This is a genomic window from Streptomyces altiplanensis, from assembly GCF_053591575.1.
The window spans coordinates 21,973-40,505 of record NZ_JBSFUB010000024.1 but is presented as its reverse complement, the minus strand read 5'-3'; the positions used below and the strand labels follow the sequence as shown (position 1 = coordinate 40,505).

The following is an 18,533-nucleotide window of genomic DNA, read 5'->3' as shown; positions in this document are numbered from 1 at the left end:
GTCACTCACCCCGTCCCCACCGCTCATGGTGGGGACGGGGCAGCGTCGCCCACAACGTGGCCATACGGACTGGAGACCGGTCGTTCCTCGTCTCTGGGTACGTCCGGCGGCGCCAACCTCGTCCGCTGTCTCTTCCTCCGCGCCACCGCACGCCACCTTGTTCCCCGGCTGGGGCACGCAGGCCCGCGGCTGCGTGCCCGGCTCCGCTCGGCATCCTCCGTCCAGACCCGCATGGTCCACCTGCTGCGGAACTCCTTTTGCTATGCCGCCCGCCAGGACTGGGACAAGAACACCAAGCTTCTCAAGCCCGTCTGTACCGCGGCGGCCGAGGAAGCCGCCCTCGAACCCCGAGCGGTTCGCCGAGTTCGCCGATGTCCGGGGCACGAGGTACCCGGCGATCCGCGGACGCCGGAGGCGTAAGCCGGGCAAGCGCCACGCGGACAAGGGTTACGACTGTTCCCACCTGCGGCGATGGCTACGCGAGCGTGGCATCACCCACCACATCGCCCGCAAGGGCATCGAGACCTCGACGCTGCTGGGCCGTCACCGATGGATCATCGAACACACCATGGCCTGGCTCGCCGGCTGCCGACGCCTCCACCGCCGTTACGAACGCGACGCGGAACACTTCCTCGTTGCACGCTCCGCTCGGTGATGTACTCCGTGTTCCGACGCAGCACCGTCCTGAACGTGCGGTACGTGGTGCCCCGTATCTCGGTGACCACGTCGTCCGGGACATCCACCGGACGAGCCGCCGTCGCCCTGATCCCCTTGCGGATCATCGTGTCCGAGCGCCTCGGCCACAGGAGCGGGCCGAGAGGCGGTCGCAGCAGCACCCGAACGAGGAGCGGCTGCGGAAGGAGCGCATCGAGGCTCGGGCCGCTGCTGATCAGAACGATCGACCTCACCAGGTCGGGGCGCTGTTCGGCAAGCGCGGTGGCGACATAGCCGCCACTGGAGTGTCCGGCCACGGTGACGGGCCGAAGGCCGAGTTCGTCGAGGAGCGCCGCTACCCGGCCTGCCTGCACGGACACGTCGTATGGCACCGCGGGCGGTGATTGGCCGCAGCCCGGGAGACCGGCCCGGAGGACGTGGTGATGATCGGCGAGGGCCGGGACCATCGCGCTCCAGGAGCCGCCCGGTCCGCCCGATCCGTGAATGAGCAACAGCGGCGACGCCTGTCGAGGGCCGTCGTGGACCACATGCATCCCATGTGAGGGCTCAACGTCGTATTCAGCCATGAGAGCGGTGATGCGTGGGCTGTCGAGCATCGGTCTTGTACACATGTCGCCGTGGAGCTGGCCATCGCATTCGGCGCGCGACGCCTGCTCCCGCCTCACTGAACGCTTCTCGTCCCGTGGTTCGAGGGTGATGACGGCCGGCGGCCGGGGCCCGTGACGCGACAGGGCTCCTGGTCGTTGCGGCTGGTGATCCCACTCGTCAACGTCTCGGTACAGGAGCCCTGTCGGTCCCGTATCGTGCCGTGCTCGACGTCCCGCACGAGGTCGCCCACGCACGTTTCCTGGTTCATCTGCGCCCGAAGGTGTGAGCTGAGCTCCCGCCGGCGCAAGCCGGGCTGCTTCCGGCAGGCTCTGCTCGTCCTGGTCCACCTGCGCAAGAACGAGGCCCTGTGCGAGTCCCCCGGAGGGGCTCGTCATCCCCGAAGGCACTTTGACCGCTACCGGCCGCATCGCGGCGGACGAGCCGTACTACTCGGTGAAACACCGCCGTCACGGGATGAACGTGCAGGTCGTGGCCTCCCCGGACGGAACACCCCGGTGGTTCTCGCGCGCTGCCCGGCCGCACGCACGACCTCACCGCGGCCCGCGCACACGCAGTGGTCCAAACTCGCCTGACCCGTCGACTCCTCGCCCTTGCCGACCGGGCCTGCCGCGGAGCCGGAGCCATACAGCACCCACCGCATCGGCCGCACGGTCGCCGCCGGTCACGCCATCGAGATCGCCTGGCGCTCAGGATGAGAAGCGTTCAGTACGCGACCTGCATGAATACCGCCCCATGACAGCGGCAGCAGCTGCGGCAAAACCGATCTTCAATTCGCTGACCAGGGCATCCGAGCAAGGCAAGGAGAACTCCACTACTGACACCGGACCGAGAGATCACAGTCCTGGAAACGCTGTGCAGGGAGATCGAGCCAGACATGGGGTTCCGCCCAGGGGAAATCAGCGCGATGGCTGCGGACAGAAGTGACAACTGGGCACGCAACGTAGCCTGTTACTGGTGAGTCGGGAATGGCCCGGGCCGAAACATTCATGACGTGGAGCACACGATCCGGCGCGTGGCTGTAGGCGAAAACGACGGTCCTCGTCCGACGTCTTGACGCGGCATCCGCGACCTCGGACATTGGGAGCGCTCCCAAAATCACTCCCACCGCACGCGCAACTCCCCATTCCTCAGGCCCGCGCACCCCCTACTCCCCGCTGGAGGACCCGGCGTGTCGCATCACCAGCCTCCCCGTTCCCGTACGACTCGGCGCCGCATACGCTTGGCGCCGGGAGCCGCCGCCCTGGCCGCTCTCGCCGGCCTGCTGGTCGGCACGGTGGTCACCTCACCCGCCGCGGCCTTACCCGCCCCCGCCGTCGAACCGGCCGACGAAGCGCCCGAACTCATCACCAACGGCGACTTCTCCGAAGGCACCGCCCCCTGGTGGTGGACCGACAACAGTCCCGCCGCGGTCGTGGACGGGCGTCTGTGCGCGGATGTCCCGGCAGGCACAGCGAACCCGTGGGACGCCATCATCGGACAGAACGCGCTCGCTCTCGCCGCCGGTGAGGGGTACACGCTCAGCTACACGGCGACCTCGACGGTGCCACTCACCATCCGTACCAACGTGCAGCTGGGGGCCGACCCCTGGACCACGGAGCTCTCCGTGACACAGCAGGTCGGAGAGAGCGCCGAGCGCGTCAGCCATACCTTCACGGCGGCGGCCGACCACGACGCCGCCCAGCTCGCCTTCCAACTCGGCGGAACTGAAAAGGCGTTCACCTTCTGCGTCGACGAGGTCTCGCTGCGCGGCGGCACCGCCCCGCCCCCGTACGAACCGGACACCGGTTCCCCTGTCCGCGTCAACCAAGTCGGCTACCTGACCCACGGCCCGAAGAACGGTACGTACGTCACCGAGGCAACCGAGCCACTTCCCTGGACGCTCAACGCCGCCGACGGGACCCGGCGGGCCAGTGGCACGACCACCCCGGCGGGCATCGACACCACCTCACGGCAGAACGTCCACACCTTCGACTTCGGCGCATTCACCACCGCCGGACAGGGCTACACCGTCACGGTCGCGGGGGACAGGAGCGAGCCGTTCGCCATCGGCGACGACCTCTACGCGTCGCTGCGCACCGACGCGCTCGCGTACTTCTACCACAACCGCAGCGGCATCGAGATCGACGCGGACCTTGTCGGGGAGGAGTATGCCCGCCCGGCCGGCCACGTCAATGTGAGCCCCAACCAGGGTGACAACGACGTGCCGTGCCAGCCCGGCGTGTGCGACTACCGCCTCGACGCGGCCGGCGGCTGGTACGACGCCGGTGACCACGGCAAGTACGTCGTCAACGGCGGCATCTCCGTAGCCCAGTTGATGTCCGCCTTCGAACGGACCCTGACCGAGGAGAGCGCCGACGCCGCACCGCTGGGCGACGGCGAACTTCCGCTGCCGGAGCACGGCAACGCCACCCCCGACATCCTCGACGAGGCCCGCTGGGAGATGGACTTCCTCATGCGCATGCAGGTCCCGGCGGGCGAGCCGCTGGCCGGCATGGCGCACCACAAGCTCCACGACAAGGCATGGACCGGGCTGCCGACCCGGCCCGACCGTGACCCCCAGCCCCGCGAACTGCATCCGCCGACCACCGCGGCCACCCTCAACCTGGCGGCCACAGCCGCCCAGTGCGCCCGCCTCTTCGCCCCGTACGACGCCGCTTTCGCGTCCCGCTGCGGCCAGGCCGCCCGTACCGCCTGGAACGCGGCGAAGGCCCACCCGGACATCCTGGCCGACCCCGACGACGGCACGGGCGGCGGCGCGTACCCCGACACCGATGTACGGGACGAGTTCTACTGGGCGGCGGCGGAGCTGTTCATCACCACCGGGCAGGACGTCTACCGTCAGGAAGTCCTCGGCTCACCGCTGCACGGCGTCACCGAAGCCGTCTTCCCGCGTGGCGGTATGTCGTGGGGATCGACGGCGGGCCTGGGCGCCCTGGACCTGGCGACCGTGCCCAACCGGCTCTCCGCCGACCAGCTCAAGGCGGTGCGCTCCACGGTGACGCGAGCGGCGGACGGTTACGCGGCCGACTCCGGCAAGGCCGCGTACGGCCTTCCGTACGCCCCCTCCGACGGCCACTACGTGTGGGGCTCGAACGGTCAGGTCGCCAACAACATGGTGGTCCTGGGCACAGCGCACGACCTGACCGGCAAGGCCGTCTACCGGGACGCCGTGCTGCGCGGGCTGGACTACCTCCTGGGTCGCAACCCGCTCAACACGTCGTACGTCACCGGCTACGGCGAGCGGGACGCGCGCAACCAGCACCACCGGTTCTGGGCCCACCAGCTCGATCCGTCCCTGCCGAACCCCGCGCCCGGCTCCCTCGCCGGCGGACCGAACGACGCGATCCAGGACCCGGTGGCGCAGAGCAAGCTGAAGGGGTGCGCCCCGGCGATGTGCTACATCGACCACATCGAATCGTGGGCGACCAACGAGGTCACCATCAACTGGAACGCCCCGCTGGCCTGGATCGCCGGTTACGCCGACGATCTGGGCGGCGGTGAGAACCGGGCGGCGGCCTGCGAGGTCGCGTACACCTCACAGCGGTGGGACGGTGGCTTCACCACCCAGGTCGTGCTGAAGAACACCGGCACCCGGGCGCTCAGCCCCTGGCAGCTCACGTGGTCGTTCGCCGACACGCAGCGGGTGACCGACACATGGGGGGTCACCGTTTCCCAGACCGGCCCTCAGGTCGTGGCCAAGTCGCTGAGCTGGAACGCGAGCCTGCCTCCCGGTGGAACCGTGCGCTTCGGCTTCAACGGGAAGTCGGCCGGCCAGGTGAACGACCCCAGGGTCTTCAGGCTGAACGGCCTGCCCTGCGGGGTGACGCCGATCCGCTGAGCGCGTCTCATGAAGGGCGTCCGGCGGGCACATGCCCAGGCCGGACGCCCTTCATGCGCGTCCGGAAGAGACCCGGTTCCTTCGGTGAACAGCTCACGAGCAGGTTCACGAGCAGGTTCTTCGTCTGCGCTGTGTGGAGGGATACGGGCAGGAGCTGGCCCGGGTACGGCCCGGATCCTGGGAGGGGGACCCGGCCAGGCAAGTCCTGGTCGATGATCAGCACACCGAACGCTCACCGCCAGCCTCCTCGCCCTCGGCCGGTCCCTTACCCGCCCCCGCCCAACGGTCCAGCCACCCGGGAGGGGGGCCGGGGCACGGGGTCTTCAGGATGCTGCCCCGGCCGCACCGTCAGCCGACGAGGGCCCGGAAACGCCCAGCCTGTCGAGTGACGCAAGCGGAAGAAGGCCGGCTACGAGTTCGATAACACCAGTCGTGTGCGGACGAGCGCTCGCAGCACCGCGGCGCCCGCCCCCGCGGCTGCAAGGTGCGGGGGCGGGCGCGAGTGCCGGATTGTCCGGCAGGGCCGCATCAGCCGGTTGTGCTACCGCCAGGTACAGGGTGAACGGAAGCTTCCAGCCGCTCCAGGCGAACAACGAGCCCGAGCCGACCGGCCGAGCACCGTTGGACCCCGTCGGGGGACTCGTGCGGGCCGGCCCCGGACTGCAGCCCAGGTGGCGGCGGATGCCACGAACGCCCAAAACCCGAAAATCAGGACAGCACATACCGAGCGAGGTCCCGCTCGCCGCGGTGGGTGACACCTGCGGTGCCGTCCACCGGCCAGCGCCGCCGCGAGCACGCAGGCAGCGCGATGGCCAGACCCAGCCCTCTGCCTGCACAACCGATCCGAACCAGCGCGGCCTTCCGGACCGGCATCGACGGGCCTGCGTCACTCCTGCCCTTCGGATTGCCGTCCGTCGAGCCCGCCAGCGAACGGGGAGAGAAACTTGGGTCTCGGGGTTGAAGTTGCCGCTGCGGCAGCTCCTACGGTCGTGACCAGGGCCGGAGAGACCGGCCCGGCGACACACACGTGCAGGAGTCGTGATGGACTGGCCGATCTCAGAGGTGGCCCGGATGTCGGGCGTGACCGCCCGGACACTGCGCCACTACGACGAGACCGGCCTGCTGCCGCCGGCCCGGATCGGCGCCAACGGACACCGCTACTACGAGGAGCACCAGCTTCTGCTGTTGCAGCAGATCCTCGTACTACGGGCGCTGGGCGTCGGACTGCCGGAGATCGGCCGGATCCTGTCCGAGCAGGTCGACGAGGTGGATGCCCTGCGGGGCCACCACCGACGGCTGCTTGCGGAGCGCGACCGGCTCGATGCCCTGGCCGGCACCGTCTCCCGCACGATCGCCGAACTGGAGCAGTCCAGGAAGGACGGCATCCCCATGACCGTCAACCGACCGGAGAACCTCTTCGAGGGCGTCCAGCCCTCCCACTACGAGGAGAACATGTCCGACTTCCCCGAACTCGCCGAGGAGGTCGGACGGCGCGCTGCCACGATGAGCCAGGCCGACGCCGACGCCGGGCACCGTGAACGCACCGCGCAGATGATCCGGCTGGCCGAACTCATGGCCGCGGGCCACCCGGCGGACGCCGATCCGGTGCAGGCCGAGATCGATGCCCAGTACCGGGCGCTGGCCCAGCTGCGTGCCGTCCCGGCCGAGGAGTACCGGGCCATCGGACGCTCCTGCGTGGACAACGACGCCTGGCGCACCGCCTACGAGGCGATCGCCCCGGGGCTGGCCGCGTACCAGCGCGACGCCATCGAGGCCTACGCCACCACCAGGCTGAACTGAGGCACAGCGCAACCGCCACCACGGGACCGGCCCGCGATGGCGGTTGCGCCGTGCCACGGCAGGCCGGCGATGTCCGATCCCGGGGACACCTCTGCAGGGCGCTGCCCGCTCTCGTGAACAACGACTCCGCTCACGAAAGACCGCCTCCCGAGGAGCTGAACCATCGCTGTCGGAAGTCGGTTCTGGCACAGATCTCGGGGAGCCATCGCGGTGCGTCACCTCGATGTTCGATTGCGAGGGACTCGCTGGTGTTCGACGGGATCGACGCGGTGGATGCCGAGGCGGTTACGGCTGCGTTCGGCACGGCCGGGGTGGTGGCGAGAGACCGCGCGGCCCGGGCGGCGTGCCCAGGCTGCGGGCGCTTCTCGGACCGAGTCCACGACCGCTGCCAGCGCAGGCTGAAGGACCTTCCGCGCAGGGGGCCACGCGCCACCGGGGGACGCCCGGGGGCCATACCCGCGGACAAGGGGAGCAGGGCCTCGCCATCATCGAGTACGGGCGCAGCGTACCGATGACGCAGCACGCCCAGTCACACTGAGCATCGTGCTCCGTTGGGCCTGGTGCACTCCAGGAGATCAGCGTTCACGGCAGCATAATGATCTACTGCACAGAGTGACCATGCGCCTGGCTGATCTGTATGAGGGCTTCCGGCGGCGAGTGAATGAGGCTGCAATGAGTGAACTGACGAAGCCCGAGATCGACCTTCCGGAGGGTGACGCTCCCACCGAGCTGACCATCCGCGACCTCGTCGTCGGGGACGGGCTCGAGGCGAAGCCGGGCAGGGTTGTCCAGGTTCACTACGTCGGGGTCACCTTCGAGTCCGGAAAGGAATTCGACACCTCCTGGGACCGGGGCCAGACGTTCAAGTTCGCCGTGGGCGGTGGCAAGGTCATCAAGGGCTGGGACCGCGGGGTCAGGGGGATGAAGGTCGGCGGCCGGCGCGAGATCATCGTTCCCCCGCGCCTCGGCTACGGCAACCAGTCACCCTCGCCGTTGATCCCGGCGGGCTCGACACTCGTCTTCGTGGTGGACCTGCTCTCCGTCGCGGTCTGAGGTCCCGGAGAAGGCGGAGTGCGAAGCCGGCCAGTCACCTGCCGCACTGTCGGCGGCCGCGTATCGGAGTACGGTGTTGAGACCCCAGCCCGGATGCCGGGCGGCCGCGCGGCGTAAGTGGCCTTGGGCAAGCAGCTTGTGGACCAGGGCGTGTGCGGCCTTCTTCCGCTCGGCCCGTCGGCAGGAACAAAGCCACTGTCGCCGGACCGGGCAGAGCGGCTGGGGCTTGCCCGGTGTCGGGCCCGTGGACGCTCGGGGTCTTTCATCGCCGCTGCCTTACTGGGCGCAGGTGGCGGAGATGACGTAGTCGACGACGTCGTGCGTACTGGAGCGTTGCCGGTAGGCGGCGCGTTGGCGGTCGGCGCCGGTTCCTTCGGCGCGCAGGCGCTGCCACTGCTCGCGTACCAGGTCGAGGTCTTCGTGCTGCCGGAGTGCTGGCGCGATGGTGTGCAGCAGCTGTTCGACCAGCGTGGTCTGGGCCACCAGGCGGCCGGTGAGCGGGTCGATGCCATGGCCGGCCAGTCCGTCGCGTGCCGCGCGCCAGCAGGCCGCACGCAGTATCTCCGGTGCCGGCCGTGGGGCCGGTTCTCCGGCTTGGACGGCGGTGAGGGCGGTGGCGGTCAGGGCGCGGACGACGGCGGCGAGCACGAGGGTGTCGTCGGGGGTCAGGGCGGCGTCGGCGACGCGGACTTCGATGGTGGGCAGGTGGTGGGAGGGACGGATGTCCCAGTACAGGCCGCCGCGGTCGATGAGTGCCTCTGCCTCCAGGAGGGTTTCGACGAGGCCGTTGAAGTGGGCAGGTGATTCGAAGTAGGGGGGCGGGCCGGCGACGGGCCAGCGCCCCCAGGTGGTGGTGCGCCAGCTCGCGTATCCGGTGTCCCGGCCGTCCCGGAACGGGGAGTTCGCGCTCAAGGCGGTCAGAGCGGGCAGCCAGGGCCGCAGGTGGTTGCTGACGTGCACGGCGTCGCGGGGGTCGGGCAGGCCGACGTGGATGTGGCAGGCGCACGCGGTCTGCTCGTCGTCCAGAGCGCGGAAGTGGGCGGCGCTTCGTGCGTAGCGGGCGCCTGGCGTGATCGGGACAGGGGCCGCCTGGCCGAGTACGGGGGTGCCGGTGGAGGCGATGCGCAGGCCGAGGCGGGCGGCGGCGCGGGCGGCCGCCGTTCGGGTGGAACGGATCTGGTCGGCGGCTTCCTTCAGGCAAGTGTGCGGATCGGTGCGCAGTTCGACCTGGTAGCGGGTCAGCTCGGTGCCTGCCCGGTCACCGAGTTCGCCGGCGGCCTCGCCCACCAGCTGGGATCCCCGGGGACTGAGGGCGTGCGTGGCCGGATCGATCAGGAGGAGTTCTTCCTCGACGCCCACGGTGAGCGGGGCCTGAGCATGGCCTGTTCCGAGGGTGCGGGCTGGCGCGAGGGCGTCTGTCGGGGCTGACCCGCTGTGAGGTTCACTGCTCATAGTGATGACACTGTCTCAGAAAGTGCTGGGCTGTTGTGTGGAAACGGTGTTCGTCGACGGATGAGGAGCACGGCATGCACGAAGAGACCGACGTCCTGGTGGTCGGAGGCGGCCCGGCGGGCGCGACCGCGGCGGCCCTCCTGGCCCGCCAGGGCCACCAAGTGCGCGTGCTGGAACGGGAACGGTTCCCGCGCTACCACATCGGAGAGTCGCTGCTGCCGTCCCTGCTGCCCGTTCTGGACGTACTGGGCACGCGCGAGGTGGTCGAGGCGCACGGTTTTGTCCGCAAGACCGGCGCGTTCTACGGCTGGGGCGGCCAGGAGTGGTCGCTGGGCTTCGACGAACCGGGCAGACCGTCGGCCTACAGCTTCCAGGTCATCCGTTCCCAGTTCGACCAGCTGCTGCTGGAGCACGCCCGCACACAGGGTGCCGACGTGCGAGAAGAGGTCCGCGCGGGACGGGTCACGTTCGAGGAGGGCAGCGAAAGCGGCCAGGACCGGCGGGCCGTGGAAGCGACCTGGACCGGCCAGGACGGAACCGAAGGGCGCATCCGCTTCGGCCACCTCGTCGACGCCTCCGGCCGCGCGGGCCTCCTCGCCGCCCGGCAGCTGCGCACCAGGCGCGTCCACGACGTCTTCCGTAACGTGGCCACCTGGAGCTACTGGCGCGGCGCCGCACCTCTCACCGCCGCCCCCAGCGGCGCCATCGGGGTGTTCTCCCTGCCGGACCACGGATGGCTGTGGGCCATCCCCCTGCACGACGGCACCCTCAGCGTCGGCCTGGTCACCGACAAACGCTCCTTCGCCCGCGCCAGGCAGGCGGCCGGCGGCTCACTCCAGACCGTCTACGACGAGGCCATCGCCCGCTGCCCCCTGCTGGCCGGCATGCTCACCGGTGCCCGCCAGGCCGCGCCGCTGAAGACCGAGAGCGACTACTCCTACGTCAGCGAAGCCTTCACCGGACCGGGCTGGTTCCTCGCCGGGGACGCCGCCTGCTTCCTGGACCCCCTGCTGTCCACCGGCGTGCACCTGGCCATGTACAGCGGCCTGCTCGCCGCCGCCTCCATCAGCAGCATGCTCAGCGGCGACGTCGATGAAGACGCCGCCCGCGCCTTCTACCAGAGCGCCTACCAGCACGCCTACGAACGGCTCCTCATCCTGGTCAGCGCCTTCTACCGCATCCACGACGGCCGCGACCACTACTTCCGCACCGCACAGCAGCTCAGCCGCCGCGACCAAGAACCCCTACGCCTGCACGAAAGCTTCCTCAACATCATCACCGGCGCCGAAGACCTCCACGACACCCAGACCGACGACGCCGTCGACACCTTCCTGAGCACCGTGCGCCAGCCCGTCAACGGCCGGCTTCCGCAAGGACTCGCAGGCCACGGAACAAGCGACCTGCTGCCCCTGCCCACCACCCGCGCACAAGCCGCCGCCGGCCTTTACCTCCGCCTGCACCCACACCCCCGCCTCCGCCATGCGACCGAAAACGCTTGAGACGGACCACTGGAGCTGGACAGCCGGCGCAGGCGTTGCCCATGGGCACGCCGCCGCCGACCGGGTCACCCTCACGGTGGCCGGGAAGAACTGACCACCCTGGTGCACACCGCGGGCCCCGGGGCGGTCAGCCATCGCATCGCCTGCCGGTTCACCCAGGCCTTCGGCTGACGGTGACAGCAGTTCTCGCGCGTTGAGCGCGATTGCACGAACCGGAGTGACCACGCGTCGGATCGCTATCGCTGTGGCGTCTGCCGATGCACTGGCGGGAATTCTCGCCCCGGCTGTTCAGGCTGACGAGATTCCCGGCCCCTGCGTCCGTGCTGCGGCGGAGGTCAGCGCCGTGTGCCCCTCGGTGAAGCGATCACCCAGGTCCAGGTCCAGGTCCAGTCAACCTGGAGCTACAGGTTCCATGGGCACACGGCGCCCCATTCGGTGCGCGGCAACGCCGAGAACACCCTCACGGCCCACAGCGCACCTGCAAGGCCCGCTGCGTCCTGTTCGGCGTCGAGACGCAAGACGCATTCGAACAGGAAATCCGCGACTGGCTCGACAAGAACCCGCCGCTCGGGGCGGGACGGCGGCTTGGTCTTCCAGCGGTCCCGAATCCGGTCCGGTGGATCCGGGACCGCTGCGTTTTGCTCGGGAGCAGGTGGGTGTTTCCCCCGGCCGGGCGTTGGGAGGAGGCTTCTAGACCTCCGCGACGACCGGTGTGCCGGACAGTTCCACGCCCGCCTGCCGGAGTTCGTCGCGGGCCTGCCGGATCGTGTCGTGGTTCACACCGGCGCTCAGGTCCAGCAGGACTCGCGTGGTGAATCCCGCTGCGGCGGCGTCCAGGGCGGTGGCCTTCACACAGTGATCGGTGGCGATACCGACGACGTCCACGGCGGTGACGCCGTGCTCGCGCAGCCACGTGGTCATCGTCGTCCCGTCTTCGTCGGCGCCTTCGAAGCCGCTGTAGGCGGCCTCGTAGGCCCCCTTGTAGAAGACGGCGTCGACGGCTCCGGCGTGTACGGCGGGGAGGAAGTCCGGGTGGAAGTCGGAGCCTTGCGTGCCGGCCACGCAGTGCACCGGCCAGGAGGTCTTGAAGTCGGGGGTGTCGGAGAAATGGTCCCCGGGGTCGATGTGGTGATCGCGGGTTGCCACGACGTGCCGGTATCCGGCCTCCGTCGCGCGTCCGACCAGGTCGCGCACTTTCACGGCGATTTCGGCTCCGCCTGCCACAGCGACACTGCCGCCCTCGCAGAAGTCGTTCTGCACGTCCACCACGATCAGTGCTCGTTCCATGTTCCTGTCCTTCGGTTCGGCGTTCACGGCGTTCACGGATTTACTGCTCGCCCTGGGTCTCTGGCCTCGCCGTCTTATAGACGTACGCGAGGGCGATGTCCAGGAGGTGGCGCAGTTGGGCCGGTGTCGGGGCGACGGCGGTGGCGACGAGGGCCCGGGGGTCGGCGAGGGGGGTCAGTACCGCGTGTCCCTCTGCCGGGTCGTCGCCGATGACGTGCGGCTCCGGGGGCGTGTCCAGGCCCGGGTCGACCAGGAGGAGTTGCCCGGTGGCGCGGTGGGTTCCGAGGACGGCGGGGCCGTCCCATGCCGGTGCCGGGCCGCCGTAGGCGGTGTGCTGGTCGAGGAGCGGTCGTCCGCCGCGACGGACGGTCAGGCGGGTGGTGAGGTGGCCCGGCGGTTCGCCCGAGCGGCCCAGGAGCTGTTCTTCTCGCATGAGCAGGTGGGAGGTGGGGGCGAGGTCTACGGCGAACGTCTGGTGCAGGGTGCTGCCCCGGGTACTGATCAGGGGCTCGGGCAGCCAGTGCAGGGTCGCGTGGTCGCCCACCCTGATCCGTACGTCGTACGTGGCTGGGGCGGTGGTGGGGCCGCGCAGGGCGATGGTGGCGGCCGCGGTGGTCACTTCCAGCCGGGCGCGCGTCTCGGCGGTGATGTCGAGGCCGAGCCGGTCTCCGCCGAGCGGGGCGCTCATCGCGCCGAGTACGCAGACGCGCGCCTGTTCTCCGCGGGCCCGTAGCCGGCGCAGGTGGAAGGGGCCGTCGTTGTGCAGGAGCGGGACCGTTGTGGCGCGGCCGTTGTGGGTGGCCCGGATCCGGGCGGTGGCGACGACTCCGGACGGGTGCGCCGGGGCGGGGTCGGCAAAGCGCCGGCCGTGTGGTCCACCGTCGGCTCGGAGGGGTTCGTCGGCCGGCGCCGGGACCACGGGCGGCGTCTGCGCGGTGGTGCCGTTCACCGGGCGGATCCGACGGCACGCCAGGCGGCGAGGCAGCCGGTGACCCAGTCGGCGACCGGTTGGACGCCGTCGGGTGTGGTGAGGCTGGTGAAGGCGTACGGCAGGTCCTTGCGCTGCTTGCGGGTGTCGGCCCTCATGGTGTCCAGGTCGACGCCGACGTAGGGGGCGAGGTCGGTCTTGTTGACGACGAGGAGGTCGGCGGTGGTGATGCCGGGGCCGCCCTTGCGGGGGATGTCGTCGCCGCTGGCCACGTCGATGACGAAGACCTGGGTGTCGACGAGTCCGCGGGAGAAGGTGGCGGTGAGGTTGTCTCCGCCGGACTCGATGAGGATCAGGTCGAGCGGGTGCAGGCTCTGTTCGAGGTGCTCGACCGCTTCGAGGTTGGCGGAGATGTCGTCGCGGATGGCGGTGTGCGGGCACGCTCCGGTCTCCACGGCGGTGATCCGCTCGGGTGGCAGGACGGCCTCGCGGCGGAGGAAAGCGGCGTCCTCCTGGGTGTAGATGTCGTTGGTGACCACGGCGATGGAGAGCCGGTCGCGCAGGGTGCGGCACAGGGCGGCCACGGTCGCGGTCTTGCCCGAGCCGACGGGCCCGCCGAAGCCGATGCGCAGGGCGCGGCGGCTGCCGTCCGGACGCTGCGGTTCGGCGCTGTGGGTGTGAGGGTGCGGCGTGGTCACGGGGTGGTCGAGATGCACAGGGATGCTCCAGGCGTCGGTCAGGGCTGGTCAGGAGGCGAAGAGCCGGACGGTCCAGGCGGCGTGCTGTTCACCGGTGATGTCCAGCAGGGGCGCGGAGGCGGCGGGCAGGACGCCGACACCCTCGGCAGTGGCGCGCCGCGCCGCGTCGGCCGCGGTGCCGGCGACGGTGTCGAGTTCGTCGGCGAGCCGCGCCAGGACGGCGGTCGCGTCGAACGGGTCCAGGCTCAGCAGACGTACCGCTGCGGTCGCCGGACCGCCGACGCTCTCGTAGGCGGCGGCCTGGGCGGCGTCGAGCGCAGTGAGTCCGGCGGCGCGGGCGGTGACGCCGAGCACGACCGGCTGGTGGGCGCCCTGGGGCCGGTGGCGGGCGAGGTGGTCGAGGTCGGCGCTGGGCCAGGTGGTCCGGGCCGCGCGCATCAGCTGCCGGCCCAGGCGGCGTGCGACGCGGCGCAACGCCGGCACCGGGGTGCGGGTGTCGGCGGCCTCGTCCAGGGCGAGGGCGTCGTACCCTCCGGCGGCCGCTGCGGCGAGGCCGGCCGCCACCAGCCCGGCGGTGTGCAGCCGCCCCCGGCAGAACGCCTCCAGGCTCGCGGTGTCATGGACCCGGCCGGAGGCGACGGCGGCCTCCATCCCGCCGGAATGGGCGTGCCCGCCGGCGGGGAAGCGGCCGTCGGCCAGGACGAGCAGGGCAGTGCGGCTCATGGGGTGGCGGGACCGCCTTTCGCGAGGAGGTGCCGGAATCGGCCGCGCGGGCGCGCCACGACCCGGCCGGGATGGTCAGAACAGGAAGTACCGCTGCGCCAGCGGCAGTTCGGTGGCGTAGTTGCGTCCGACTTCCTGTCCGTCGACCGTGGTGCGGACGTCGGAGGTGGTGGCGCCGCCGATGGTGACGTCGAAGGTGTCGGGGTCGATGTCGATCTTCGGGACACCGTTGTTGTGGACCATGTCGGCCTTGGTGACCTCCCGGGTGGACCGGATCGCGCGCAGGGGCTTGAGCAGCCCGGTCCGGGAGAGCTCGCCGTCGAGGGCGGCCTCGGCCACGAAGTTGAAGGAGTTCGCCGCCGGGGCGCGGCCCTGGAAGCCCCAGACGGGACGCGGGAGGTAGGGCTGCGGAGTGGGGATGGAGGCGTTGGCGTCGCCGATCTGGGCGTAGGAGATCTGACCGCCCTTGATGACCATGTGCGGCTTGACGCCGAAGAACTTCGGTTCCCACAGCACCAGGTCGGCGAGTTTCCCGGTCTCGACTGAGCCGACCTCGTGGTCGATGCCGTGGGTGATGGCCGGGTTGATCGTGTACTTGGCGACGTAGCGGCGGGCTCGGAAGTTGTCCGCGTGCGCGTCATCCTCGCGCAGGTGGCCGTAACGGGACTTCATGACGTGCGCCGTCTGCCAGGTCCGCATGATCATCTCGCCGATGCGGCCCATGGCCTGGGCGTCGGAGGACATCATCGAGATGGCGCCCATGTCGTGCAGCAGGTCCTCGGCGGCCATGGTGGAGGGCCGGATCCGGGAGTCGGCGAACGCCATGTCCGCGTCGACCTCCGGATTGAGGTGATGGCACACGATCATCATGTCGACGTGCTCCTTGACAGTGTTGATCGTGAAGGGCCGGGTCGGGTTCGTCGACGCGGGCAGCACGTTGGGTTTGCCGGCGAGGCTGATCATGTCGGGGGCGTGACCGCCGCCGGCGCCCTCGATGTGGAAGATGTGCAGGCTGCGGTACTTGGCCTTCTTGGCCTTGCGGTCCTTCTTGGTCGCGGCGAAGGTGCTCTGGACGAAGCCGGACTCGTTCAGCGAGTCGGCGTGCAGCGCGACCTGGACACCGGTCTCCTCGCACACGGTCAGCGCGGCGTCGATCACCGCCGGGGTGGCACCCCAGTCCTCGTGGATCTTGAAGCCGAGGGCACCTGCCGTGACCTGGTCGTGCAGCGCCTTCTTCGAGACGGTGCTGCCCTTGGCGAGCAGGCCGATGTTCACCGGAAAGGCGTCCAGCGCCTCGAAGGTCCGCTGGATGTGCCACTTGCCGGGCGTGACAGTGGTGGCCGTGCTGCCCTCGGCCGGGCCGGTGCCGCCGCCGATCAGTGTGGTCACCCCCGAGGCCACCGCCTCGTGGATCTGCTCCGGGCACAGGAAGTGCACGTGGGTGTCGACGCCGCCCGCGGTCAGAATGCGGCCCTTGCCGGAGATCACCTCCGTCTCGGGACCCACGACGAAGTCCGAGGCGCGCGGGTCGTCGTTGGGGCGGGGCGTCATGGTCTCCGGGTTGTGCGCCTTGCCGATGGCCCGGATGCGGCCGTCGCGCAGCCCGACGTCAGCCTTGACCACCCCCCAGTGGTCCAGGATCAGCGCACCGGTGATCACGGTGTCCACCGGTTCGCGGGGGTCGTCGCGGGGGATGTGCGACTGGCCCATCGACTCACGGATCACCTTGCCGCCGCCGAAGACCATCTCGTCCCCGCTGCGCCCCGGGCCACCGCACCAGTCCGCGTCGATGCGCAGGACGAGATTGGTGTCGGCGAGCCGGACCCGGTCACCGGTGGTCGGCCCGTACAGGTCGGCGTAGCGGGAACGCAGCAGCGGGTCCCACGGCTTGTCCTTCTTAGTCTTGTCCGGCATCGAGGTGCTTCTCCTCTTCGCTCTTGTCGGCCTGGAGCCCATGGACGATCCGCTCGCCGGCGATCGGCACCAGCATCACGGTGCGCTTGTCGCCGGGCTCGAACCGTTCGGAGGTACCGGATGGGATGTGCAGCCGCATGCCGTGGGCCGCCTCACGGCGGAACTTGAGCCCCTCGTTGGCCTCGGCGAAGTGGAAGTGGGATCCCACCTGGATCGGACGGTCCTTGGGGTTGCGCACAACCAGCGACACAGGCGTCGCGCCTTCGTTGAAGGCCACCCGGTATTCGTCCTCGTCCGGCAGCAGTTCCGGCTTGCCGGGGTGGACGTCCACCTTGGTGGACGCCTCGTCGAACGGATCGCTGATGGTCACCAGCTTCGTGCCGTCCGGGAACGTCGCCTCGACCTGGACGTTGTCGATCATCTCCGGCACGCCGTCCATGACCTCGCCGCGCTGCAGCACATGGCGCCCGGACTCCATCACCGCGTCGACCGTCGCCCCGGCCCGCGCCTCCTCATAGACATGCGCGGTCAACAGCGCCATGACCTCGGGATAGTTCAGCAGCAGGCCGCGCTCACGCCGCCGCTGGGCGACATCGGCCGCCACGTGGATCAACAGACGCTCCTGCTCATGCGGAGTCAGATGCACGTCGATCCCCCTCTCCTGTTCGTCGCTTCATCCGCGCGGCAAGCCCCATGAAGCGGAAAGAAGATGCCGCCCGTCGTACCTGCCGCAGACCGATCCTGAGAGAGGGGAGAACCAAGGGGCAGCGAAATGGCCTGGTCGGCCCGGATGGAGTGAACCGGGATCATAGGGCGCATTCGGGGCGCAATATCTGTGTGCGGGGCGGGAAGGCGTCGGCGATTTCCGTGAGTACGCCCATGGCGCTTTTTCCCACCTGACCGAGACCGCGGTGCGGGACTGGGCCAAGCAGGCTGAGGCCGGCGCGAGCGAGCGCGACGAGCTGACCAGCAGCGAACGACAGGAGCCGGCCGCGCTGCGGCGGGAGAACCGCCGGCTGCGACACCGTTGTGGTCTGCGGCCCCACCGGCTCCACGTACGACGTGAGCCTGCCGGCCGGCTCTTGGGCCAGGGTGCTCGATACACCGGGGCGGTCAGCGCCACAGCCTGGCGGACCGGTACGGGCCCCTATGGATGCGGACTGCGCGGGAGGCGGCGGCCACCGTCACCGGCAACGCGGCGGTCGGCCACCGAGAGCCGGCAGATCTCCTGCGGAGCGGATCGAGAGGCGATACCGGGGTAGGGGAGAGGTCGCGTACGGGTGGTCCGTGCGCGATGACACGAGAGGTGCGCTACCTATGGCTCTGCCCGAACTGTCCCCGGCCCAGCGAGCTGAGGCTCTGCAGAAGGCGGCCGCGGTCCGCAAGGAACGCTCTGCCCTCCTGGCTGAACTCAAGGACGGGAAGGTCTCCTTGGAGGACGTGCTGGCCCGTGAGGACACCGTGACCACCCGGACGCCGGTGAAGAGGCTGCTGAAGAGCCTTCCGGGCGTCGGCGCCGTCCGGGCCGGACAGCTCATGGAGGAACTGGAGATACCCGAGGGGCGCCGTGTCGCGGGACTCGGGCCCCGCCAGCGTGAGCGGCTCGCGGAGCTGTTTTCCGCCTCGTCCTGAACGCGCCGGGCCGATGCGGTCACCAGGTCACGGACGAAAACTTCTGCTGACAGATCGTGGGTGGGTGGGAGAGGATCTGAACCATGAACACTTTGGGGACAGTTGAGGATCCGCCGATCTACCAGGACCTGGTGAAGGAGTTCGGGGACGTCCTGGCCGCCTCGCGTGAGGCGACCGAGCAGACGCAGTTACGGGCGAGTCAGGTCCTGGACTTCGCCGGCACGGGCTCCCCGCCGTTGGAGAGCTGGGGGAGGAGGACGTTCTCCGCGTTCGGCGAGCGGCCCGGGACCGGATCGGAATCCTAGCCCCCGCACCCTGGCACCGACGAGCCGGCCACCCGGAGAGCCGAAGAGATGGCGTCGGGCCCCACCAGCTCCGTCATGTCCCCTCCGCGGTGTAACGACCCCGTCGGGCCCCATCAGGGT

At 70.1% G+C, this 18,533-nt stretch carries 14 protein-coding genes and 3 pseudogenes; 9 read left to right on the top strand and 8 right to left on the bottom strand.

Annotated elements, in window-relative coordinates; translation table 11 throughout:
* Nucleotides 1-222: 222 nt before the first annotated feature.
* Nucleotides 223-400 (top strand): annotated as a pseudogene (locus ACWD0Y_RS13985) (transposase); the annotation flags it as partial.
* A pseudogene (locus tag ACWD0Y_RS13980) lies at nucleotides 401-655 on the top strand (transposase); the annotation flags it as partial.
* On the opposite strand, the gene ACWD0Y_RS13975 reads toward ACWD0Y_RS13980, so the two are convergent.
* Entirely contained in the window at nucleotides 555-1,340 is a 786-nt protein-coding gene (locus tag ACWD0Y_RS13975) for an alpha/beta fold hydrolase (RefSeq protein WP_450260586.1), read from the bottom strand. The pseudogene ACWD0Y_RS13980 and the gene ACWD0Y_RS13975 overlap by 101 nt on opposite strands.
* A gap of 84 nt (nucleotides 1,341-1,424) precedes the next feature.
* On the opposite strand from ACWD0Y_RS13975, the pseudogene ACWD0Y_RS13970 reads away from it, so the two are divergent.
* From ACWD0Y_RS13970 to ACWD0Y_RS13955, 4 genes and pseudogenes are all read left to right on the top strand, one after another.
* A pseudogene (locus ACWD0Y_RS13970) lies at nucleotides 1,425-1,954 on the top strand (transposase family protein); the annotation flags it as partial.
* A gap of 549 nt (nucleotides 1,955-2,503) precedes the next feature.
* A complete protein-coding gene (locus ACWD0Y_RS13965) occupies nucleotides 2,504-5,122 on the top strand; it encodes a glycoside hydrolase family 9 protein (protein WP_450260585.1) in 2,619 nt (872 codons plus the stop codon).
* Nucleotides 5,123-6,163: 1,041 nt separating this feature from the next.
* Complete coding sequence (locus ACWD0Y_RS13960; RefSeq protein WP_450260584.1) at nucleotides 6,164-6,922, top strand: MerR family transcriptional regulator; 759 nt, start codon at nucleotides 6,164-6,166, stop codon at nucleotides 6,920-6,922.
* A 672-nt stretch (nucleotides 6,923-7,594) separates the two neighbouring features.
* Complete coding sequence (locus tag ACWD0Y_RS13955; protein WP_030976601.1) at nucleotides 7,595-7,975, top strand: FKBP-type peptidyl-prolyl cis-trans isomerase; 381 nt, start codon at nucleotides 7,595-7,597, stop codon at nucleotides 7,973-7,975.
* 276 nt (nucleotides 7,976-8,251) lie between these two features.
* Here ACWD0Y_RS13955 and ACWD0Y_RS13950 read toward each other — a convergent pair whose 3' ends face one another.
* Nucleotides 8,252-9,334, bottom strand: coding sequence for a carboxylate-amine ligase (locus ACWD0Y_RS13950; protein WP_450260583.1), 1,083 nt, complete (start codon nucleotides 9,332-9,334; stop codon nucleotides 8,252-8,254).
* A 167-nt stretch (nucleotides 9,335-9,501) separates the two neighbouring features.
* Between ACWD0Y_RS13950 and ACWD0Y_RS13945 the strand changes: the two genes are divergently transcribed.
* Nucleotides 9,502-10,926: an NAD(P)/FAD-dependent oxidoreductase gene (locus ACWD0Y_RS13945; protein ID WP_450260582.1), complete on the top strand. Its 1,425-nt coding sequence runs from the start codon at nucleotides 9,502-9,504 to the stop codon at nucleotides 10,924-10,926.
* A 690-nt stretch (nucleotides 10,927-11,616) separates the two neighbouring features.
* On the opposite strand, the gene ACWD0Y_RS13940 is transcribed toward ACWD0Y_RS13945, so the two are convergent.
* From ACWD0Y_RS13940 to ACWD0Y_RS13915, 6 genes are all read right to left on the bottom strand, one after another.
* On the bottom strand, nucleotides 11,617-12,213 hold the full coding sequence (locus ACWD0Y_RS13940; RefSeq protein ID WP_450260581.1) for an isochorismatase family protein: 597 nt from the start codon (nucleotides 12,211-12,213) through the stop codon (nucleotides 11,617-11,619).
* 40 nt (nucleotides 12,214-12,253) lie between these two features.
* Nucleotides 12,254-13,162 (bottom strand): urease accessory protein UreD, encoded by a 909-nt coding sequence (locus tag ACWD0Y_RS13935; RefSeq protein ID WP_450260580.1) that lies wholly within the window; start codon nucleotides 13,160-13,162, stop codon nucleotides 12,254-12,256.
* Entirely contained in the window at nucleotides 13,159-13,857 is a 699-nt protein-coding gene (ureG, locus tag ACWD0Y_RS13930) for an urease accessory protein UreG (protein WP_450260579.1), read from the bottom strand. The genes ACWD0Y_RS13935 and ureG overlap by 4 nt, the downstream gene beginning before the upstream one ends.
* 30 nt (nucleotides 13,858-13,887) lie before the next feature.
* The gene (locus tag ACWD0Y_RS13925; protein ID WP_450260578.1) at nucleotides 13,888-14,562 is read right to left on the bottom strand and encodes an urease accessory protein UreF; all 675 of its coding nucleotides are present in this window, start codon (nucleotides 14,560-14,562) and stop codon (nucleotides 13,888-13,890) included.
* A gap of 75 nt (nucleotides 14,563-14,637) precedes the next feature.
* Nucleotides 14,638-16,476, bottom strand: a complete 1,839-nt coding sequence (locus ACWD0Y_RS13920; protein WP_450260577.1) for an urease subunit alpha — start codon at nucleotides 16,474-16,476, stop codon at nucleotides 14,638-14,640.
* Nucleotides 16,460-17,122, bottom strand: coding sequence for an urease subunit gamma (locus tag ACWD0Y_RS13915; protein WP_450260576.1), 663 nt, complete (start codon nucleotides 17,120-17,122; stop codon nucleotides 16,460-16,462). The genes ACWD0Y_RS13920 and ACWD0Y_RS13915 overlap by 17 nt, the downstream gene beginning before the upstream one ends.
* 671 nt (nucleotides 17,123-17,793) lie before the next feature.
* Here ACWD0Y_RS13915 and mihF point away from each other — a divergent pair.
* A complete protein-coding gene (mihF, locus tag ACWD0Y_RS13910; protein WP_450260575.1) occupies nucleotides 17,794-18,108 on the top strand; it encodes an integration host factor, actinobacterial type in 315 nt (104 codons plus the stop codon).
* A gap of 83 nt (nucleotides 18,109-18,191) precedes the next feature.
* A complete protein-coding gene (locus ACWD0Y_RS13905; RefSeq protein ID WP_450260574.1) occupies nucleotides 18,192-18,413 on the top strand; it encodes a hypothetical protein in 222 nt (73 codons plus the stop codon).
* Nucleotides 18,414-18,533: the final 120 nt, after the last annotated feature.